Below are 19,449 nucleotides of genomic sequence, written 5' to 3'. Positions count from 1 at the left end.
ATGAAAAAACAATTGTACAAGACGGGTAAACAGCGCCTCCTGCAGGTTCTTCCGCTTTTGTTATTTGCCGGGCCTGCCCTGGCCCAGAACAAAGTAAAGGGTACCGTACTGGACGAAAAGGGTGCAGGCATGCCCGGGGTAACGATTGCCGTGATCAGCAATGCAGATCATAAGCAGTTCAATACGATGTCGGATGGAGAGGGCATCTTTATGCTCGATCCTATCGAAGATAACGGTGTGTATGATTTCATTTTTACCGCAGTAGGTTATGAAAACGATACTGTAAGCAGGTTTAAGATCAACCAGGGCGATAACAATTCCCTGCTGGTAAGAATGAAGGTGGCGCGCAAGTCGCTCAACGATGTGATCGTGGTCGGTTATGGTACGCAAAGCAAGGCCCGTGTAACCGGGGCTATCTCGCAGATCAGGTCGGCCGATCTGAATAAGTATGCGGGTAGCAGCTTCGGTTCGCAGCTGGCAGGCAAAGTAGCCGGCGTTACCATCAACGAGGCTTCCGGTATGCCCGGTACCGATCCGCAGATCGTTATCCGTGGTGTCAGTACGCTTACAGCAGGCGCTAACCCGCTGATCGTTGTCGATGGTTTCCCTTTAAGCGAAGGCAGCTCGCTGAATTCGATCAACCCGCAGGATATCGAAACCATGGACATCCTCAAAGATCCTTCATCGGCAGCGATCTATGGATCGCGCGCGGCCAACGGTGTCATCCTGATCACGACCAGGTCTGCACAGAAAGATAAAACAACGGTAAGCTTCGACGCTTACTCCGGGTTCCAGCAACGGGCCGATAAGGTAAAGCTGGTGGATGGGTACCAGTACGCATTATATTCGACTGAAGCCCGCGACTGGGGTTATGTTTCCAAAGATCCCGCGAAGCGTAAGCCCGATGACGATGTAGCGACGAGAAAGGCGAATGGCGCTACAGCAAGAGATTACAGGCTCAGTTATATGGATCCTTACCTGGCCAACCAGCCGGGGCTTACCAATACCAACTGGCTGGATGCCATTACCCGCACCGCACCCATCAACAGTTATACGCTGTCGGTATCGGGTAGCGCGGGCGCCAAAAGCAATTACTATCTTTCCGCCAACTATTTTAACCAGCAGGGCATCGTACTCAATACCGGGCTGAAGCGCTACAGTATGGATATTAAAGTGGGCTCGCGTCCCTTCAGCTGGCTGAAGACCGGCCTGTCCCTTGTGCCTTCGTATAACCAGCAGCGATATTTCAACAACAATGCCGACCGCAGTACCGACCCCATCAGCTCTGCGCTGGTTATGTACCCGATGTTCAGTCCGTACAACGCCGACGGCAGCCTGGCCATCAGTCAGCAGATAAAAGCCAATACGCCAGAGGATGGCGCACTGATGGAAAACCCGGTAGCGATCCTGAAGATGAATACTTATAACCGGAATTTTTTCAGGAACTTCGGTAACACCTTCCTGGAGTTTCACATTGCCGATGGCCTTAGCTTCAAAACCTTACTGGGCGGCGACTTCCAGTCCAATTATATCAATTATTATTCGCCCTCAACCGTAGGCGCCTATCGTACCGCGGCTCCCAAACCCGCGGTAGCTTCCGAAACCAACGGTTATGTATGGAACTATATTTCCGAAAACACGCTGACCTACGATAAACGCTTCGGCGATCATGATATCAATGTGCTGGCGGGGTATTCCTTCCAGAAAGAAAACGGCAACAGCACCCTGGTTAACGGTACCAATATACCAGATGATAACCTGGGTAATATTGCCGGCGCTTCTAATTTCTCCGTAATAAAGACGGCTTATACCTGGGCGCAGATCTCCTACTTTTCCCGTTTTCAATATGCCTATAAAGACAAATACCTGCTTACGGCAGCGATCAGGCGCGATGGCTCTTCGCGCTTCGGCGCCCAGAGCAAATACGGCAACTTTCCTTCCGTTACCGCCGGCTGGATCCTGAGCAATGAAGCCTTCCTGCAAAAGCAATCCTGGCTGGACCTGCTGAAGCTGCGGGCCTCCTGGGGCAAAGCCGGAAATAACCAGATCGGCTCCTATGGCGCCCTGGCTTTGGTTAATCCCGATAACTATGTATACGGCGGCAACCTGGCGCCGGGATATGCGGCCGCTGCAGCGCCCAATGCCAACCTGGGCTGGGAAAGCAAACAGGCGATCAATGCCGGTTTCGACCTGGGCTTGTTTCATGTGCTTACCTTATCGGCCAATTTCTACCGGACCATCACTTCCGACCTGTTGCTGAATGTACCGGTACCTGCCCAATCCGGTTATATCAGCTCCCTGCAGAACCTGGGCAAAGTAAAGAACACCGGTTTCGAGTTCGAACTTGCCGGTAACAATATCAGCCTGGGTAAAGTAAAATGGAGCTTTAATGCCAACCTTACCACCAACCGGAATACGGTGCTGGCGCTGGCTCCCGGCCAGACGCAGATCCTTACCGGCTCCAACAGTGTGTTCCTGACTAAAGTGGGCGGGCCCATCGCCGAGATGTATGGTTACGATGTGACCGGTATCTATAAATCGCAGGACCAGATCAACAGCACGCCGCATATGGACGGTACTGTAGTAGGCGACTATATCATGCGCGATATCGATGGCGATGGTAAGATCACAACGGCCGACCGTAAAGGCTTTGGCAGTTATGCGCCTAAACTGGTATATGGCTTCCAGAACACCTTCAGCTATGGCAATTTTGAACTGAGCATCGGGCTTAACGGTATCGTGGGCCGTAAGATATACGATGCGGCTTTATGGAGTATGGAATCGGGCGAATCTTTTGGCCTGGCCAACGAGTACTATTATAAAAACCGCTGGGACCCCAAGGATAATCCCGATGGTACCCTGGCACGGCCTACCACCAACCTGTCGGCTAACCGGCTGAATGCCCGGGCCAGCAACCAGTTTGTGTATAGCGGCGATTACCTGCGTATCCGTAATATCCAGCTGGCTTACCGCTTTAACCTGAGGTCGAAGTTCATTACCGGTCTGCGCGTATATGCAACCGCCAACAATCCCTTCACCTTTACCAGTTACCGGGGCTTCAATCCCGACGCCACCACTACCGACAACGTGCTGACTTCGGGTTATGCCTACAGTAATTACCCGGTAGCCAAATCCTATATACTCGGTGTGAATCTTACTTTTTAATCTAAACAGCATTATCCTTAAACGATCTCTAAAAATGAAAAACCGGAAATTACGGATGGCAGTCCTGGGGCTTATGGTAACGGCTTCGGCCTGTACCAAGCAGCTGACGCAGATCCCGGACACCTCCAAGGTGTTAAGCAATTTCTTTACCACCGAAAGCGAATCGGAAGAATATGTAAATGCGACCTATGCGGCCTTGCAATCGCAGGGGCTCTACGGACAGTACCAGCCCTGCATCAGCGAAATACCCTCGGATAATACCTGGGACCAGGTGCCGGCCAATGATAACGGCTGGGCCGGTCAATTGGACCTGTTCTCCACGATCCCGTCCAATGGTATCCTTTCGCGCAACTGGCAGGATGCCTATGTGGCCATACAGCGTGCGAATGTAGTGTTACACCGGATAGATGCGATCACCTACCAGAACGATAGCATCAAGACCGCCAGGGTAGGGGCCATGGAATTTATCCGCGCGCTGATGTATTTCAATCTGGTAAGGACCTATGGCGATGTGCCCCTGGTTACCAAAGAGACCACTGATCCAAATGCCTACTTCGGGCAGGGTAGAACGGCTGCGGAAGAGGTGTACACACAGGTGATCAAAGACCTGCAGGATGCCATGGTACGGCTGCCGCTTAAGGCCGATAAGGCTGGCGGTATCAGGCGTTCCGCCGCACAGGCTCTGCTGGGTAAGGTGTACCTTACCCGGGGGCGCTACCAGGACGCGGTTGCCGTATTGCAGGATGTAGTGACATCGGGACAACACAGCCTGATGGCGACCACGGACAAGGTTTTTGCGCTCAACAACGAGAACAATGCCGAGATCATTTTTGTGGTACAATATGCCTCGGGTGTTAACGGCGCTACCGAAGGCAGCGCGCTGCAGCAACAATTCAGCCCTTCAGGCTTCGAGAGCGGCGCCAAGGGACATAACCTGCCCAACCTTTCCCTGTACAGGCTTTATTCCAGCGCGGATACCCGCAAAGGTATTTATGTAGATACGACCAAACAGGGTGTGCCTTATTGTAAAAAATATGTAGCCAACCCGGCTAATCTCAGCGATGGCGGAAGCGATTACGTGGTGTTGCGCTATGCCGATGTATTGCTGATGCTGGCCGAGGCGCACAACGAGCTGGGCAATAGCGCCGGCGCCCTCGATAACCTGAACCAGGTGCGGAAGCGTGCAGGACTGAGCAATTTTGAAAACACTTCGAAACAGGCGCTGGACGCGGAGATCGCGCTCGAAAGACAGCTGGAGCTAATCGGCGAGGGGCATCGCTGGTTCGACCTGTTGCGTAAAGGCAATGCCGTACAGGTAATGAACGATTGGTTCACGGCTCAGTCAGTCAATATCCGTATCGACAAACATCACCTGCTGATGCCTGTTCCGCAGGACCAGGTGAATACCGATCCTGCGATCCTGCAAAACGAGGGGTATTAATATCATTCTTACAAACAAAAAAATAACAGACCGATGAAAAGAATAGCTTTCCTGGTTTCCTTCCTGGCTGCGGGTTTGCTGCATGCGCAACAACCCCGGACCGCACAAAGTATTATGACGCATTTCCTGCATCCCTCCAGCCACTATGTGCTGGTGGCAGCGCATCGCGGCGACTGGCGCAATGCACCCGAAAACTCCCTGCATGCCCTGGATCTATGCCTGAAGATGGGGGTAGACATAATGGAGACCGACGTGGTGAAGACCAAAGACGGTGTACTGATCCTGATGCATGACCCGAAAATAGACCGGACCACATCGGGTAAAGGCCTGGTGTCGGAACATACCTGGGAAGAACTGGAACAGCTGACCCTGAAACAGGGCCATGGCGGACCAACCGAAGAACGGATCCCCACCTTCGAAGCGTTTATGCGCGCGGTAAAAGGCAAGCCCATCCTGGTGAACCTCGACAAATGCTGGGATATTATTCCTGATGTATATGCTGTGCTCAAAAAGACCGGGACGGTAGAACAGGGCCTGTTTAAAGGTGTATTGCCACTCGCCCAACTGCGTAAGCAATTCGGGCCGATCGTCGACAGTATACATTATATGCCTATGATCAGCCCGGCATTATATGCAACAAGCGCCGGGCCGGAGTTTTTACCACCCAACCTGATCGACGGTTTTTTTAAACAATACCGCCCCGCAGGTTTCGAGCTGGGCTTCGACCAGGAAAAATCGCCTGTGGTAACGGAGTGTATCCCGAAAGTAAAAGCCGCGGGCGTTACCGTATGGCTCAATGCGCTCTGGGCTTCGCAGAATGCCGGTCATGATGACGAACGTGCCATGACGGATGCCGATGCCAACTGGGGTTACCTGTTGGCGTTGGGTGCGAATGCGATCCAGACCGACCGTCCTTATGAACTGCTGCAATACCTGCGTAGTAAAGGGTTACACGACTAAGTTTTTCAGATCCCGGCGAAAATGCGTTTTCCAGGCGTTCCTGTTACGGCAGGGACGCCTTTTTTTGTATAATACCTAAGTAGGTTAGGGTAGTCGTTTCATCAATTCCTGGTGTGCGCGGCTGATAAAGCGCGGGGTATTGAAGCGGTAGCCGAGATAGAGGATGCCGAAAATTTTATTGTTTTGCACCGCCATTGTTTTGTTCTCGTTATACCAGTTGATATTGAAGTTGAGCCCGGCCCCCGCAACCCAGCGGTCCGTATTGAGCCCGATTTTGATACCGCCTTCCAGGAAGCGGGTAAAGTAAAATTTGTCGCCCTTATCAGTGGTGCTGTCTTTATCCGTGTTAGCGCGGGAGTAGCGCAGTCCCAGCGAGGGCAGTAAATTGGGGGAGACAAAAAAATGTTTACCGATGATCCAGGTATAGTAATAACCCAATCCAAGCCGGAAGTTGAAATCCTCCTGGCGCGTAGGGACGCCTAGCAGGTTCATGGTGTAGCGGGTGTAGTCGTAAAACAGGGAAGGTACAAAACTGCCCGCACTGCGCTTTTGCCATTGGGTCTGGTAGATCAGGTTCTTGATCGAGAAATCGGGGTTGAGGATATACGACGTGCTGCCCGACCATTGCGTGATCTTCAGATCCGGTATCTGGATATAGGGATGGGTGCCCGCTATCCAGCCCGGCACAAAATCGCCGGTGTTCTTTACATAATATCCTTTGGTACGGTCGAAGGCGACCGTTTGCAGGAACCGGCCGGGGAAGAACTGTAATTTGTAATTCCTGAACGAGGAGTGGCCTTTAAGCCGGTCGTCGTTGGCTGCCAGGAACCTTGGCGAAAATCCATAGCTGAAACCGATAAATTCATAATCGAGCGAGAGGAAAGCCCGGTATTCCGTATTGGCGCGTAAATCCACGTCCTTGCCGGTTTTGTCGATTATGGAATAGCGGTCCGATTGGGTACTTACGTTACACTTGATCAGGATCTTGTCGAAGTAAGAAATAAAATTGCTGCTGTCGGGCAACGACGGTTGTGCCTGCGCCCGGGCCGCAACAAGCAAAGACATCATTCCTGCGAGCAACGTTAATCGGTTCATCGGTCTTCTGTATTTGCTTCACCGGCGCCGGTGCTCTGTTCGGTATAGATACGGATATCCTGCAGTGGTACCGGCATTTCGATCTGGTGTTGGCGGAAAGCGGCATCGATTTCCAGCATGATATTGCCGGTCAGGGTTTCTGCATCGTGCAGGTTGGCCGCCCAGCATACCAGGTCGATCTGGATCACATTATTGCCAAAGCCGCGTGGTACGGCGGCCGGGGCCGGTGTGTCCATAATATGCTCGTCGGCCCTTGCGATCTCTTCCAACACGGCTTTGGCTTTTTTTAGATCGGATCCGTAGGCTACACCCAGCGGAATCACCACTTTCCGGGCATTGCGCGCATCCGACCAATTGACGAGGTGGTTGTTCAGCAGGTCGCCATTGGGCACCACCAGGTGCGAACCGTTGCGGAGGGTAACAATACTGCTGCGGAAACCTACGGATTTCATCACACCCGATTTGCCGTCTACCTCTATCAGGTCGCCGACTTTGACCGGTTTTTCAAAAGCGATGATCAGGCCGCTTACAAGGTTGCTGACCAGGCCCTGCAGGCCAAGTCCAATGCCTACGCTCAGCGCTCCCAGTATGATGGTAACCTTATCTAAAGGAAACCCTACGGCTGCAAAGGCCAGGAACAAACCCAGGCTGATGATCCCGATACGGATCAGCAGGATCCAGCTGCCGACAGGCACCCGCCTGGACGAATGCGGGGTATTGCTGTGTACCGCCAGCGGATCGTCGGCAAAAAAGGAAACGATCCGCGACAAGACCAGGGAACAGGCAACGATCACGATAAAGAGGACCAGGCCATCGATAGAAAAGCTGTAGCTGCCCAGCGTTCGCTGCCGGTGCAGGAAATCGTTGAACGGCGCCGATAGCTTCCTGAAAAAATAGAAATGACGCCCGATAATGATACACCAACCCGCGACCAGCAGCACATAGAGTGTGGTGGGGGCCTTGTCGCCCAGCCGGTTAAAGTTGAGCTGGAAAGGTTTCTTGCCGGTACTGCGGTACAGCAGGGTGCCCAGGCGCAGGCCTTCGTCGATAAGCCGGATCACCCAAAGGAAGAGAATGGCACATACTGTTCCCGTATAACCTGCTACCAGCAGGGTTTTGGAAAGGTTATACCGCCCGGTGGCATTGAGCAGCAGCGATAAAACTTCTGCAAGTACCAGGAAACGGATAAAGAGCAGGATGTATTTCTCCTTTAACGCGGTACGTTGCTGCCGGCTGAACAGGATGAAGCTGCCGAACAGTACGCCTGCCAGTGCAAGCCCCAGCATAAGCCAGCGTTCTGCACGTGAGGCCTGCAGGATAAAATTATCCAGGTTGACCAGGAGGAACAGGCTCGCCAGCACGATCCAGAAGTTGACCCAGAAGCGGGTAATATACCCCTTCAGCAGCAGGAGCAGGCAGGCAATGCCCGCTGCCCAGAGACAAAAGTTGAAAATATAGGGCGCGTTGACAAATGCAAACTGGAAAATGCTCAGCACCACGATCAGCGACGCAGCTATGGGGTGTTGCAGCAGCAGCGTGTCATCCAGCGGGCGGAGCCGCTCGTCCTGCCGTATCCTCTTTTTTAAGGTGAACACGCCCAGGCAGATCAACAGGGCAATACCGGATACAAGGATTATACGGAATAGATGTTCCTGCAGGTAGAACTGCAAGGCCATCTTTTCTTTGGCGTAGGAGAAACCGAGAATCTCCTTGAAAGGGCGGTATTGTTTGGGGGCTTCCCAAAGGCTGTTGAACTCTTTTTGCAGGCTGCGTTCGCTGAGCTGGTCCCGGTACCGTTCTATCTTTTCATAAGAAGCATACAGGGTAAACAACAGGCCGTCGAGTTCGTTCTGTACCGTTTGTGCCGTTTCCAGTTCCTGGTTAAGGGCATTATCCGAAGGGTCGCCGGCAGCAGAGATGATCCTGAGTCGCATGATGTATTTTACCACCGCTACCGAATCTTTTGGAAATGCATACAGGACCGGGTCGCTTAAGAGCGAGTCCATATGGACCCTGTAGGTCGTGAGTTCCGTGGCATATTTATCGTATTTCTTCTTGTTGGTTTCCGTTTCGCTGATCAGCTGCGACAGGATCACCGAGGATACCGATAAATTCCTTTCCGTCTGCGCGCTGCCCTTGTTCGTGAAAATTCCTTCCTGTACCAGGTTGTGGCAATTTTTAATATAGGCGATATCCTGCGTGGTCCGTTTCAGTTCTGCATTGGTTGCCAGGTATAACTTTACCTGGTTTGCCGTTTCGCTCAGCTCATTCCATATGGCCTGTTGCTTAAGTTTCATCTTTACCGTCTCGTAATGAGAGCGGTTCCGGCTTTTATCCTGCTCGGCAGCAGCCCATACCTTACTTACAAAAGGCGATAACGAAGTGTCGGTCGTACGGGCAGTTACGGAGTCCGCATGTTGGGCGCGGACGGGTACAAAGCAGCAAACGGACAGGATCAGGTAGGTAAGGAAACGCATAGGCATGAGTTGTGGGTGAATAGTCCCTGGGGTTTATGCAGCTATTGCAGTACCCGGCGCCTGCCGGTACAGCGGGTGCAAGGGCACGCCTGAGTCGGGCGGGGTTGTTATTTGTTGCATTGCTGAGCCGCACTCATTGCATCCAGGCAAAGGTCCATGGCCTTTTTCGCTGCAGCCTGCATGTCTTTGAGTTCGGTCCGGTCCAGGCCTTTTTTACCTATAGTGTATGCGGTAAGGGTGTAGGTCTCAGCGTTGGTACAGGAGCATTGTACGGCGTAGGCAGCGGCCTGCTGGGCCTGTTCCATTCCTTTTTTGATGGCTTGCCCGAAAGCCTCTGTGCTGGTGGCTTTGGTGGCTTTTTTGAAGGTCAGGTAAGCCATTTCGCTATAGGTAACAGCCATCATACATTTACCGTCTTCATAGCCGGAGGCTGTATGGAATAACGTAGATGAAGCGAGCAGCAGCAGTGTCGTAAATTTTTTCATAGACGTACCGGTTGGTTTCCGGCCATAAATCTACGGCTTTCCCGGCATATTCATATACCGCAGGTACTGCATGGAGCAGGTGTTACAGGTCATCCAGTTCCAGGATGCCGTTCTGCAGCGCGAATTTCACGATGCCGGCCAGGTTTTTGGCGCCGATCTTCTGGGAAATATTACTGCGGTATTGTTCTACGGTTCGTTCGGTGAGGTTGAGGTGAAGACCGATCTCCTTCGTGCTCATCTGTTTGCAGAGCAGTTTGATCAGGGCGATCTGTTTGGCCGAAAATTCAGTATTCGCGATCAGTTGTTTCATGGCCAGCTCTTCATCTTCTTCATCTGCCGATAACCTGCCGATCACATGATTGCGTGCTTCCTTACAAAAGTAGTCCCTGCCGTTCATCAGGGCCTGTACAGCTTTCAGGAATTCTTCGTCGTTATCTTTCTTGATGATATAACCGTTTATACCCGAGCGGAACATTTTTACGATCACATCGGCCGAATAGGTAAAGGAATAACCGAGTATCCTGGAAGCCGGCATTTTAAATTTCAGTTCCCGTACCAGCAGCTCGCCCGAAGTATCCGGTAAAGTATAGTCTACGATGATCAGGTCGGGAAAATGCTGCAGGGCATAACTCATACCCGTTGCCCCGTCGTGCGCCATATAAAAATTGTCGAAGAGATCGCCGATGATCAGTTTAATGCCGTTCGCCACCATCTTGTGGTCGTCTATCACCAAAACCGATTTGTATGTTGTTTTCATCTTAATCTTAAAAATACGCCTTAGAAAATACGGGAATAACAGGCTCCCTGCCCGGCCTTCCTGCTGCCGGGCAGGATTACGACCGTAAAGGTAAGCTACCCGGAGCGGCTGGTTTCGTATAAAAAATGCCTCCCGGTAAATTTATGAAACGGGGGCCAAAGCTAATATATGCATTCCGGTTCGGGTGCTCCTGTTGTAGATGCTCAATACAAAAATTGAATATTCCCTATTGCTGTTGCTGCGCCTAAATAAATGACAGAAAGAAGATGCTCCTGCGAAGCGATGCTGTGCAATAGTGGCCTGCATGGGTTGTGCGGCTTCCGGCAGGAACAGGTGCCGTGTTTTTTCAGTGGGGTACGCATTGCGCTACTGTAGCCGAAAACCTCAATTCTGATATTCAGGTATTACAATTATGAAAAAAAAAGTTCTGATGATGATCTTGTTTTGCATCCGGATAGATAATGGGCGAAGTTTAAAACCGGTGTTACCCGTAGCGTAAGGCCAGGCGCTTAGTCCATTACCCGGCAATACAACACGCTCTTTTTTCAGCCCCAATAACTCATCCTATATTCTTCATTTAAAAACAAGATCATGTTAAGACGAACTCTACTTTACAATGGATTGTTCGCATCGCTATTATATGGCCATGTTGCCCAGGCACAGAACCCCGGCGGGGTTCCTGTGTCGGCATGGTATAGAGCCGATGCTACAGGTATGCTGTTTTCGGATGCCGGCACCACCGCGGCAACGGATAATACTACGGTATACCAGTGGAACGAATTTACAGGTACCGGCTTCAACCTGCTGCAGGCCGTAGCGGGCTCCCGGCCTACGTTTTCCAATGCGGCAACACTGGCCAACTTTAACCCGACGGTTACTTTTAACGCCGATTTTATGGCCTTCCAGCCGGCAACCGGTGTTAATATTATCGACAGGGCCAGCGGTCACCTCTATGCAGCAGGATATATGAACCAGTTGACCGGATGCGGTTTCCTGGGCTTTGACGCCTCTATGGACTACCCGGGTCTGCATACTTCGAACAACGGGCTGTATAACCTCTTGTTCTTTACCGGTGGCCCCGGTTACCAGGGACTGAGTACCAACAGCTTTACCGCAGGCAGCTATTTCTCTGCGGGTGCGGGCTGGCTGAATGGCGCCGGCGCTACAGCAGCCTATGCCGCTGCCACCGTTTCCCTGAATGGTACGCGCACCGATTACTCCGGTAACCAGCTGCAGAATGCCGTGGTCAACAACAACTCCCGCGATATCCGTGTGGGTGGCGATACCAACTGGGGCTCGCTTAACGGGCAGTTGAATGAAATGATGGTATTCGAAAACAAACTGACCGTCGACGAAATGGATCGTGTAGAAAGCTATATGGCCATTAAATACGGGACGACCTATGCCGGCGGTACCCGCGATTATAAAAATGCGGCTTCGGGTGTTACCTGGAGCGCTACCACCAATGCCGGCTATCATTATAATATAGCAGGCATAGGCCGCGACAATGCAGGTAACCTGCATCAGAAACAATCACGCAGCGGCAATACAGGGCAACAGGTGGTGATCAGCACTACTGGTCTGCAGCATGCCAATGCCGGTAATACCCAATCGCTTACCGATGGCCAGTTCCTGGTATGGGGCGATAACGGGCAGGCCAAAAAGCCGACCGTAGCGATCACCGGTATACCCGGTATCAATTACCGTTTTGCCTCGGTATGGAAAGTGCAGAATACCGGTAGCGTAGGCACCGTACGTGTGGCCTGGCCTAAACAGTATGCCGCGCTTAAGCTGATCCAGAGTACCGATGCGACTATCGATGCTACCGATGTAGTGACCGATATGACCAGCACGACCACTGTGATCGACAACGGCGAGCCTTATGTGTATGCCGATGTAACGCTGACCAATGGCCAGTACTTTACCCTTGCAGCCTATGTACAGGCGCCGGGTGGCGTAGTGGGTGGCCTGATGATGTGGCATAAAGCCGATGACGGCACGGCCACGGCAGGTCCGAAAAACCTGTGGCAGGACCTTTCTGGTAATGGCCATACGGTAAGCCAGGACAATAATGCGGCTTACAGGCCCAACCTGGTTACGGATGCCACGTATGCAGCAGACAGTAAAAACTATGGCTTTAACTTCAATCCTTTTTACTACTTCAACGGTACCAACCAATTCTTCTACCGGGATAATGATAGCTATTTCCCTTCCGACACCAGCGCGGGCACGGCTTATGGGGTAATGCACAACTCGGCTGCTACTGGCTACCGTACTGCTTTCGGTTGGGGCGATGATGATCCGAACCTCGTAAGGGCCGGGGATAATTACCAGGTATGGCGGGATAACGGTCTGCCGCTGGATCAGAACGTAGGCGCAGGCAACCTGCCCGTACACATTGCCGGTATGGCCTGGAAGGGTAGCGGAACTGCCAATAACGGTATCTACCTCAACCTGAACGGCAGGGTGTATAATACCACGGCCTATAATATCGGAACTCTCAATAATGCCAATAACTTCGCGATCGGCTCGGAAGGCTTTGGGCTTACCGGTAACGGCAACGAAGTGTTCCAGGGCGGTATCTCCGAAGTGTTTGCTTACAGCACAGACCTGCAGAACGCTACAGGTACCGAAAAGCAACGGATCAATTCTTACCTGGCCGTGAAATATGGTATCACACTCAGCAATGACGCCGGTACCGGCACTGCCGACTACCTCAGCAGCAATGCTGTGAATGTATGGAATGCCACGCAAAACAACGGTTTTGCGCAGAATATAGCCGGTATTGCCTATGACTATAGTTCCGGCTTAAACCAGAAACAATCGAGGAGTGTAAATACGGGTAAGCAGGTACTGATCGGAACTACCGGTCTGGCTAACGCCAATGACCTGAACACCGTAGGTTTGCTGAATGATGGGCAGTACCTCGTATGGGGAGACAACGGCCAGAGCAAATCGCCGGGTGTGCTGATTGATGGGCTCAACGGCGTGAACTACCGGTTCAAATCCATATGGAAAGTACAGAATACGGGTAGTGTAGGTGCCGTACGCGTGGCATGGCCTGCAGGACTCAACAACTTGTCCCTGTTGCAAAGCGCCGACTCGGTATTTAATGCCAGCGATGTGCTGACCGGTATGACGACCAATACGACGACTATAAACGGGACTGTTTATAACTATGCCGATGTAACCCTGGCCAATGGTCAGTACTTTACCTTCGCTGCCTATGTGGCGCACGCACCGGGTGGTGTGGCCAACGGGCTTAGCCACTGGTATCGTGCCGATATGAATGTAACCGCTACCGGCGACGGTACCAGCGTTACTGCCTGGACCGATTATGCCTCGGGTGTTACTGCATCACAGATCGCGACGGCCAACCTGCCGGTATTCAGAGCAGGTGCGGCCAATTACTTCAACTTTAACCCGGGTATCAACTTTACGGCTGCCGATCAGAAGATCGGGAATATAACCGTAGGTACCCTGAATAGCCTGGATTTCGACATCTTTACCCTGACGAAAGAGGGCATGTCCGGTGGTCGTTATTTCAACGTCGGCATGAACAATACGACGCTTAACGGTACCAACTGGGATGCTCCGGGGCTTTATGGTAATGGCGCTATAGCCCGTCGTGACAATGGCGGTAGCCTGTTGTTCAATTCTGGCACTGTGCCGGCGGTTGCGTCGAATGTATCCAGCATCTCGTATAACAACTTCCACGATCAGAGTTTCAGCAAAGGTGTGAATGGTTCTGCTACCGGTACGGTATACACCCATGCAGCCATCGGCGAGGTTACCGGCGGACATATCTTCGGTGCGAACACCGGTGCAGGTACCAGTGGTGATGATGGCGGTATTGTCGGTAGTGTAGGCGAAGTGATTATCTATGGTAATGGTAATATCACCGCAGAAGAACGTAACCGCGTCGATGCTTACCTCGCGATTAAATATGGTGTAACGCTCGATACGAGCCGTCATTATCTGAGCTCGAAAGCAGCAATCGTTTGGGATAAACAAGCAGATAGCGCTTACTATCATAATGTAGCCGGTATCGGCAGGGATACCATCTCCGCCCTGTACCAGAAACAGAGTTCCAGCCAGCATACCAACACCAATAACCAGGTGGCTATGGGATTGGGCAGCCTGTATGCTACCAATGCCGCCAATACCGGTACACTGGCCGACGGACAGTTTATGCTCTGGGGCGATAACGGCAGCGTGTCGGCGATGACCAATAACGCCGCTACATATACCACGTTCAGTTATAATGGCAACGCCGCCAACCGCAGGATGAAACGCGTATGGAAAGTACGTAACAGCGGCGTTGGTCAAACCGTGAAACTCCGCTTCCCCGTGGCCTCAGTCGGTACGACCACGCTCGCGGCCGAAGACGGTTGTACACAGTATGCCATTATCTATGCCAGCGATGAGAACTTTACTTCGGGCCTTGTGGTAGCGCCGCTTACCGTAAATGGCACCGATTACGAAGCCCTGAACAATTTCCCGCAAGGCGCCAGCTATTTCACGTTCGCGAAACTGGCCGGTGTGGAACCGGGATTGGTTACCTTACCTGCAACTACGACTACTGTGCCTAACTTTTCTACCTGCAGTACCAACAGCTGGCGGTATGCCAAACAAACCGCAGGAAGCAATAAGTACCTGGCGATAAGCGGTATGACCACTGTACAGCTGGGCAACCTGGGCGTAACCATAACACCAACCGGTGCACAGTACAACAACAACGGGAGGCAAACCCGGCTTATGCCGCGTGTGACCACTATTACAGACGCCAGCAATGGCAACTATACCGGTGTGAAAGTAAGGGTATACTACAGCGCAGCCGAAAAGGCGGCTACCCAGATCAGCAATGCACAGACCAATGGCTGGTTCAAATACCAGGGCAATGCTGCAACGATCGCCGGCGATATCAATACCAATGGCGTATTTACGGGTGGCGCTGCTATGCAGGTAATACCTGATGCCAGCGGTACCGAGGATGGCGTTGCTTATGTAGATTTCTATAACGTAAGCAGTTTCTCCAGCTTTGTATTCGTATCCTCTACAGAGCCTGCCGGTGTAGTATTACCCGTTACGCTTACCTCGTTTACGGCTAAGGTACAGGGCAGCCAGGTCGTACTGGACTGGCTTACGGCATCCGAACACAACAACCGTGGGTTTGCGGTAGAGCGCAGCGCAGACAGCAAGCAGTGGACAGCGATCGGTTTCGTAACCTCGCGTGCACCCGGAGGCAACAGCGCCACTGCACTGGCTTACCAGCATGCCGACCTGCAGCCGCTTAAAGGACAGAGCTATTATCGCTTAAAGCAAACCGATAACGATGGCCGGTACGTATATAGCAATATCAGGCAGGTCGTAACCGGAAACGGAGCGGCAATCCAGATCCTGCCCAACCCGGCCCGCGACTTTGTAACGGTGAGCGGCCTGGACGGCACGGAAACGATCCATATCCTGGACGCTTCCGGTCGGAAAATAAAAGAGAGCCAGGTTTCCGGTACAACTGCTACCCTGCAGCTGAGCGGTATGCCTCAAGGCCTCTATCATATCCGGGTTATTGCACCGGGCGGAGCAGTCGTTTCCCGCAAGGTGATTAAGTTATAATAAAGATCCTTTTGGTTAAGGTGGTTGATCAAGGCTGTCGATAGTAATATCGGCAGCCTTTTATCGTTGTGAAGCCCATTGGAAATTTCAGAAAAATGCAAATTATCCTGCATGCACGGTATAGCCCGGAACTAGGGTTTTGTTGCAGGGATGATGATGGTATCCCATATACATATTGCGGCCTTCCTTTTTCTACCGGGGAGTCTTTAGTATGCAAGATCTTGTATCAGCCATAACGTGGATTAAGGTACGAGTAGGAGCAAGCCGGGCTATTCAGCCCGGTTTTTTTGCTTTGGACAAATTTATCCTTACCGGCCGGAAGGGGCAGCAGCGCCGTGTCTTTACGCCTAAAACAGCTTCAGTTGCCGGCATAAACAATATTGCCCTATTATTGTACTTCACAAGAACAATAAATGCAATGAAACCAGCTGATAAATTACTGGCGCCCGATAACCATACCCTGGTGCTGATCGACTACGAAGGTCAGATGGCGTTTGCAACGCACAGCCATGCTATGCAGGAACTGCGGCAGAATGTGGGCCTGGTCTGCGGCGGATCTAAAGTATTCGCTATTCCTACCATTAATACGACGGTGGGGGAGGATCATTTTGCCGGACCGGTATTTCCCGAAATCCTGGAACACTATCCCAAAGCGGAATACCCGTATATCGACCGTACATCGATGAATACCTGGGAAGATGAAGCCGCTTACCAGGCTATTATAAAGCCGGGCAAAAAGAAAATCGTGATGGCCGGCCTCTGGACCAGCGTCTGTATCGTATATCCCGCCCTGTCTGCATTGGAAGAGGGCTATGAAGTATACGTGATCGCAGATGCCTGTGGCGATGTATCTACCGAAGCGCACGAAAGAGCCATGGACCGTATGGTACAGGCAGGCGTGCAACCCATTACCGCCGTGCAGTACGTATTGGAGCTGCAGCGGGACTGGAACCGCCCGACGGCGGGCGCGGTGTCTAAACTGATGAAACGTTATGCGGGTACCTATGGTATCGGTATGCAATATGCCGAACGTATGCTGAAGCATTAGTTGCATTGCCGGTGCCGGTCTTGCTGCCTGTACGGTAAAACGCCTGCGGCCCGGATGTACAGGCGCGCAGGCGTTACCGGCAGCAGGTCTGCCTTGTATACTATTAAAGAAGGGACTGTTGTTTAGCGGCGTATAAGCTTGCCGTTAATCGCCTGGTCGCCGATATTACCCGTATAGAAGTAGATACCCGGCTGCCAGTTGTCCGTTGCAATTTCGAGCGACTGGCTGCCCGCTGCCATACTGCGGTCTTTCAGTTCGTATACCAGTCGTCCGTCGATGGTGTATATCCGCATATTGATCTTTGCTGTTGCGCCAAGCTCAAGCTGTGCATTGAGGGTATTGGTAAAAGGCATGGGCGCAAAGCTGATCTTGTCCGCCAGGTCTTCATTTGCCCGGATACTTGTTTTGCCGGGCCGGGCGTACCCACCCTTGTTCAGCCGGAATACTGCGTATTTCGTATTTGTGCCGCAATCGTTCGTCAGGTCTACCACGAAGCGCCAGGTAGTCATATCCCCGGCAACATTCTTGAAATAATCCATAAACCCGGATGGAGCGCCTCCGGCGGCAACATTAATGCCTACTGTTTTTGCCAGCGTCTTTGTGCAGTCCGATAACTTGGTGGTCGTTACGCCTACCGGTGTCCATGTTGCACCCACCAGTTGCTCCACATGGTAACTGTAATTGCAGACACCTGCACCCGTTGGCGATGAGTAGTCCCCCGCAATGACAAATGTGGTTTCGGTAGGGCCCACGTCGTCCGGGCTACTGATACTGGTACTAACCGGGAAATAATTCTTGTCGACGCCGGTCAGGGTAGCTGCATTGGTTTGAAGCGCCAGGTTGGAGGTCGGAACCAGTACGTTTATTTTCCCTGTTTTAGATGCGCCGCTCTCGCCGCATTGGTTAACCAGGGTATAAACAATGTCGAAGTTACCCCCTGCGGTAATAGCCGGGTATGCCGACCTGAGATCGAATGCGGCGGGCGCCATCCCCTGTACAACGCCGCTGCTCCATACAACAGGTGTGCCTTGTTTGATGTCGATCCTGTAAGCGCTATTACCACCACCCGCCGTACGGTTGAAGGTGATGGGATTACAGGAATAAACATCCTTCCTTGTCGATACATCCAGCCCGTTGATCGTGAAGTCGGGCGCGCTAAAACTGCTGACCGGGGTCGGGCTATTGACCGCGATCGTATTACTGGTTTTTTCCGCGGCAGCGGTGCCGGACCAGACATAGGTACCGCCGGACCCGGCAACCTGGTTGTATTGCTTGATAACGCAATGGTAGGAGCCGGGGCCGGCTACGATAAGGTTTCTTCCTGTAGCGCCCGGGATCGGGACCATATTCTTGAACCATTGGCGGGTGAAATGCCTCAGTTTCCAGGATTGCGGTCCTGTGGCCGCCGAGGTGCCGCCGGGGGTATAAGGTCCTGCATTCGGATGGTCGTCCGCATCTACCGTCAGCACAACCGCAGTGAAGCCGCAAACGATATTGCTGGGATTGTCAGAGGTGATCCAGGCTTCGCGGCTGATAGCGCCTGCAGGCGTTTGGCCATAGGGCAGGTAGCCTTCCGAACTGCTGAATGGCGCCCCGTTGGGCACAAAATAACAGGATACACTCAGGAACTCATCGAATGGCGCCCAGGGCTGCGGGCTTACTGTAGCGGTAGCGCCACTGCCTGTTATCGTATAGTTTTCAGAGGCCGTCCAGCCGTAATAGGCGGCTCCGTTAACCCACCGGTTACCTGTCGCCGTAAAGGTTTTGGCGCCGGATACATTACCGGCCGTATAGCTGATAGAGTTAGGCACCGCTACATCGCGCGGGTAGATCGTAATGGCTTTGGAAGCGACCAGGCCGCTGGCATTAAAGGCATTAACCGTGGCATCTCCGTAGCTGGTATAAGTCGGTGCGTTCACGGTTGTAGTAGCTGTCGGGAAAGGCAGGTTGTAGCCGTAAGTGCCGCCGCTACTGGTCGGGGCAAGCAGCGGCGCGCTGGCGCTCACGGCCCAGCCGGTTACCACAGGGGCTCCGGGCCGTGTGTCTACATAACGCAATTGTACCGGGGGGAGATAACCATTGAATCCCATGGTAAACGCGACCTGGGTGGGGTTATTGTTAATAGTAATCACCTGGGCGCCTGCATTCAGGGTAAGGCAGCATAGGCCGACCAGTAAAATAGCCTGCCTGGCCAGTGTTTTCCGGGTTTTGGTTTGCCGGGGCATGTTGGGTAACATCATGGTTTGTTGTTTGGAGGTTAAGAGATATTGTTGGTTTGGATAAAATTTTTCAATCGTGAAAGGATAGGGGCTTTGACTGCAAAACAAAGCAGGTTAGAGTATCGTCGCAATAACAACTGTATAAGCGTTGGGGAATCGGAATAAGTGTTACAAAAGGCAGATAGC

10 protein-coding genes are annotated in these 19,449 nt (G+C 52.3%); 5 read left to right on the top strand and 5 right to left on the bottom strand.

Features of this window, described 5'->3' with window-relative positions; translation table 11 throughout:
* From B0I18_RS21265 to B0I18_RS21255, 3 genes are read left to right on the top strand one after another with little or no spacing between them, the layout of a single operon-like run.
* Complete coding sequence (locus B0I18_RS21265) at positions 1 to 3,165, top strand: SusC/RagA family TonB-linked outer membrane protein (RefSeq protein ID WP_106524770.1); 3,165 nt, start codon at positions 1 to 3, stop codon at positions 3,163 to 3,165.
* Positions 3,166 to 3,199: 34 nt separating this feature from the next.
* On the top strand, positions 3,200 to 4,606 hold the full coding sequence (locus tag B0I18_RS21260) for a RagB/SusD family nutrient uptake outer membrane protein (protein ID WP_106524769.1): 1,407 nt from the start codon (positions 3,200 to 3,202) through the stop codon (positions 4,604 to 4,606).
* 33 nt (positions 4,607 to 4,639) lie between these two features.
* Positions 4,640 to 5,566 (top strand): glycerophosphodiester phosphodiesterase family protein, encoded by a 927-nt coding sequence (locus tag B0I18_RS21255; protein WP_106524768.1) that lies wholly within the window; start codon positions 4,640 to 4,642, stop codon positions 5,564 to 5,566.
* Between the two features lie 84 nt (positions 5,567 to 5,650).
* Here B0I18_RS21255 and B0I18_RS21250 read toward each other — a convergent pair whose 3' ends face one another.
* The 4 genes from B0I18_RS21250 to B0I18_RS21235 form a co-directional block, all read right to left on the bottom strand.
* The gene (locus B0I18_RS21250; RefSeq protein WP_106524767.1) at positions 5,651 to 6,661 is read right to left on the bottom strand and encodes a DUF4421 family protein; all 1,011 of its coding nucleotides are present in this window, start codon (positions 6,659 to 6,661) and stop codon (positions 5,651 to 5,653) included.
* Positions 6,658 to 9,138, bottom strand: a complete 2,481-nt coding sequence (locus B0I18_RS21245) for a mechanosensitive ion channel family protein (RefSeq protein WP_181358569.1) — start codon at positions 9,136 to 9,138, stop codon at positions 6,658 to 6,660. Before B0I18_RS21245 ends, B0I18_RS21250 begins: the two co-directional genes overlap by 4 nt.
* Positions 9,139 to 9,245: 107 nt before the next feature.
* Entirely contained in the window at positions 9,246 to 9,623 is a 378-nt protein-coding gene (locus B0I18_RS21240) for a hypothetical protein (protein WP_106524765.1), read from the bottom strand.
* A gap of 82 nt (positions 9,624 to 9,705) precedes the next feature.
* Complete coding sequence (locus B0I18_RS21235; protein ID WP_106524764.1) at positions 9,706 to 10,380, bottom strand: response regulator; 675 nt, start codon at positions 10,378 to 10,380, stop codon at positions 9,706 to 9,708.
* 591 nt (positions 10,381 to 10,971) lie between these two features.
* Between B0I18_RS21235 and B0I18_RS21230 the strand changes: the two genes are divergently transcribed.
* Together B0I18_RS21230 and B0I18_RS21225 are read left to right on the top strand one after the other, a co-directional pair.
* On the top strand, positions 10,972 to 15,996 hold the full coding sequence (locus B0I18_RS21230; protein ID WP_106524763.1) for a T9SS type A sorting domain-containing protein: 5,025 nt from the start codon (positions 10,972 to 10,974) through the stop codon (positions 15,994 to 15,996).
* Between the two features lie 418 nt (positions 15,997 to 16,414).
* On the top strand, positions 16,415 to 17,044 hold the full coding sequence (locus B0I18_RS21225) for a hydrolase (RefSeq protein WP_106524762.1): 630 nt from the start codon (positions 16,415 to 16,417) through the stop codon (positions 17,042 to 17,044).
* Between the two features lie 122 nt (positions 17,045 to 17,166).
* Here B0I18_RS21225 and B0I18_RS21220 read toward each other — a convergent pair whose 3' ends face one another.
* Complete coding sequence (locus tag B0I18_RS21220) at positions 17,167 to 19,284, bottom strand: T9SS type A sorting domain-containing protein (RefSeq protein WP_106524761.1); 2,118 nt, start codon at positions 19,282 to 19,284, stop codon at positions 17,167 to 17,169.
* Positions 19,285 to 19,449 lie beyond the last annotated feature (165 nt).

The sequence above is a fragment of the Taibaiella chishuiensis genome, from assembly GCF_003014535.1.
GTDB classification, from domain to species: domain Bacteria; phylum Bacteroidota; class Bacteroidia; order Chitinophagales; family Chitinophagaceae; genus Taibaiella; species Taibaiella chishuiensis.
The sequence above is the reverse complement of the archived record's forward strand: the minus strand, read 5'-3'. Positions and strand labels throughout refer to the sequence as shown.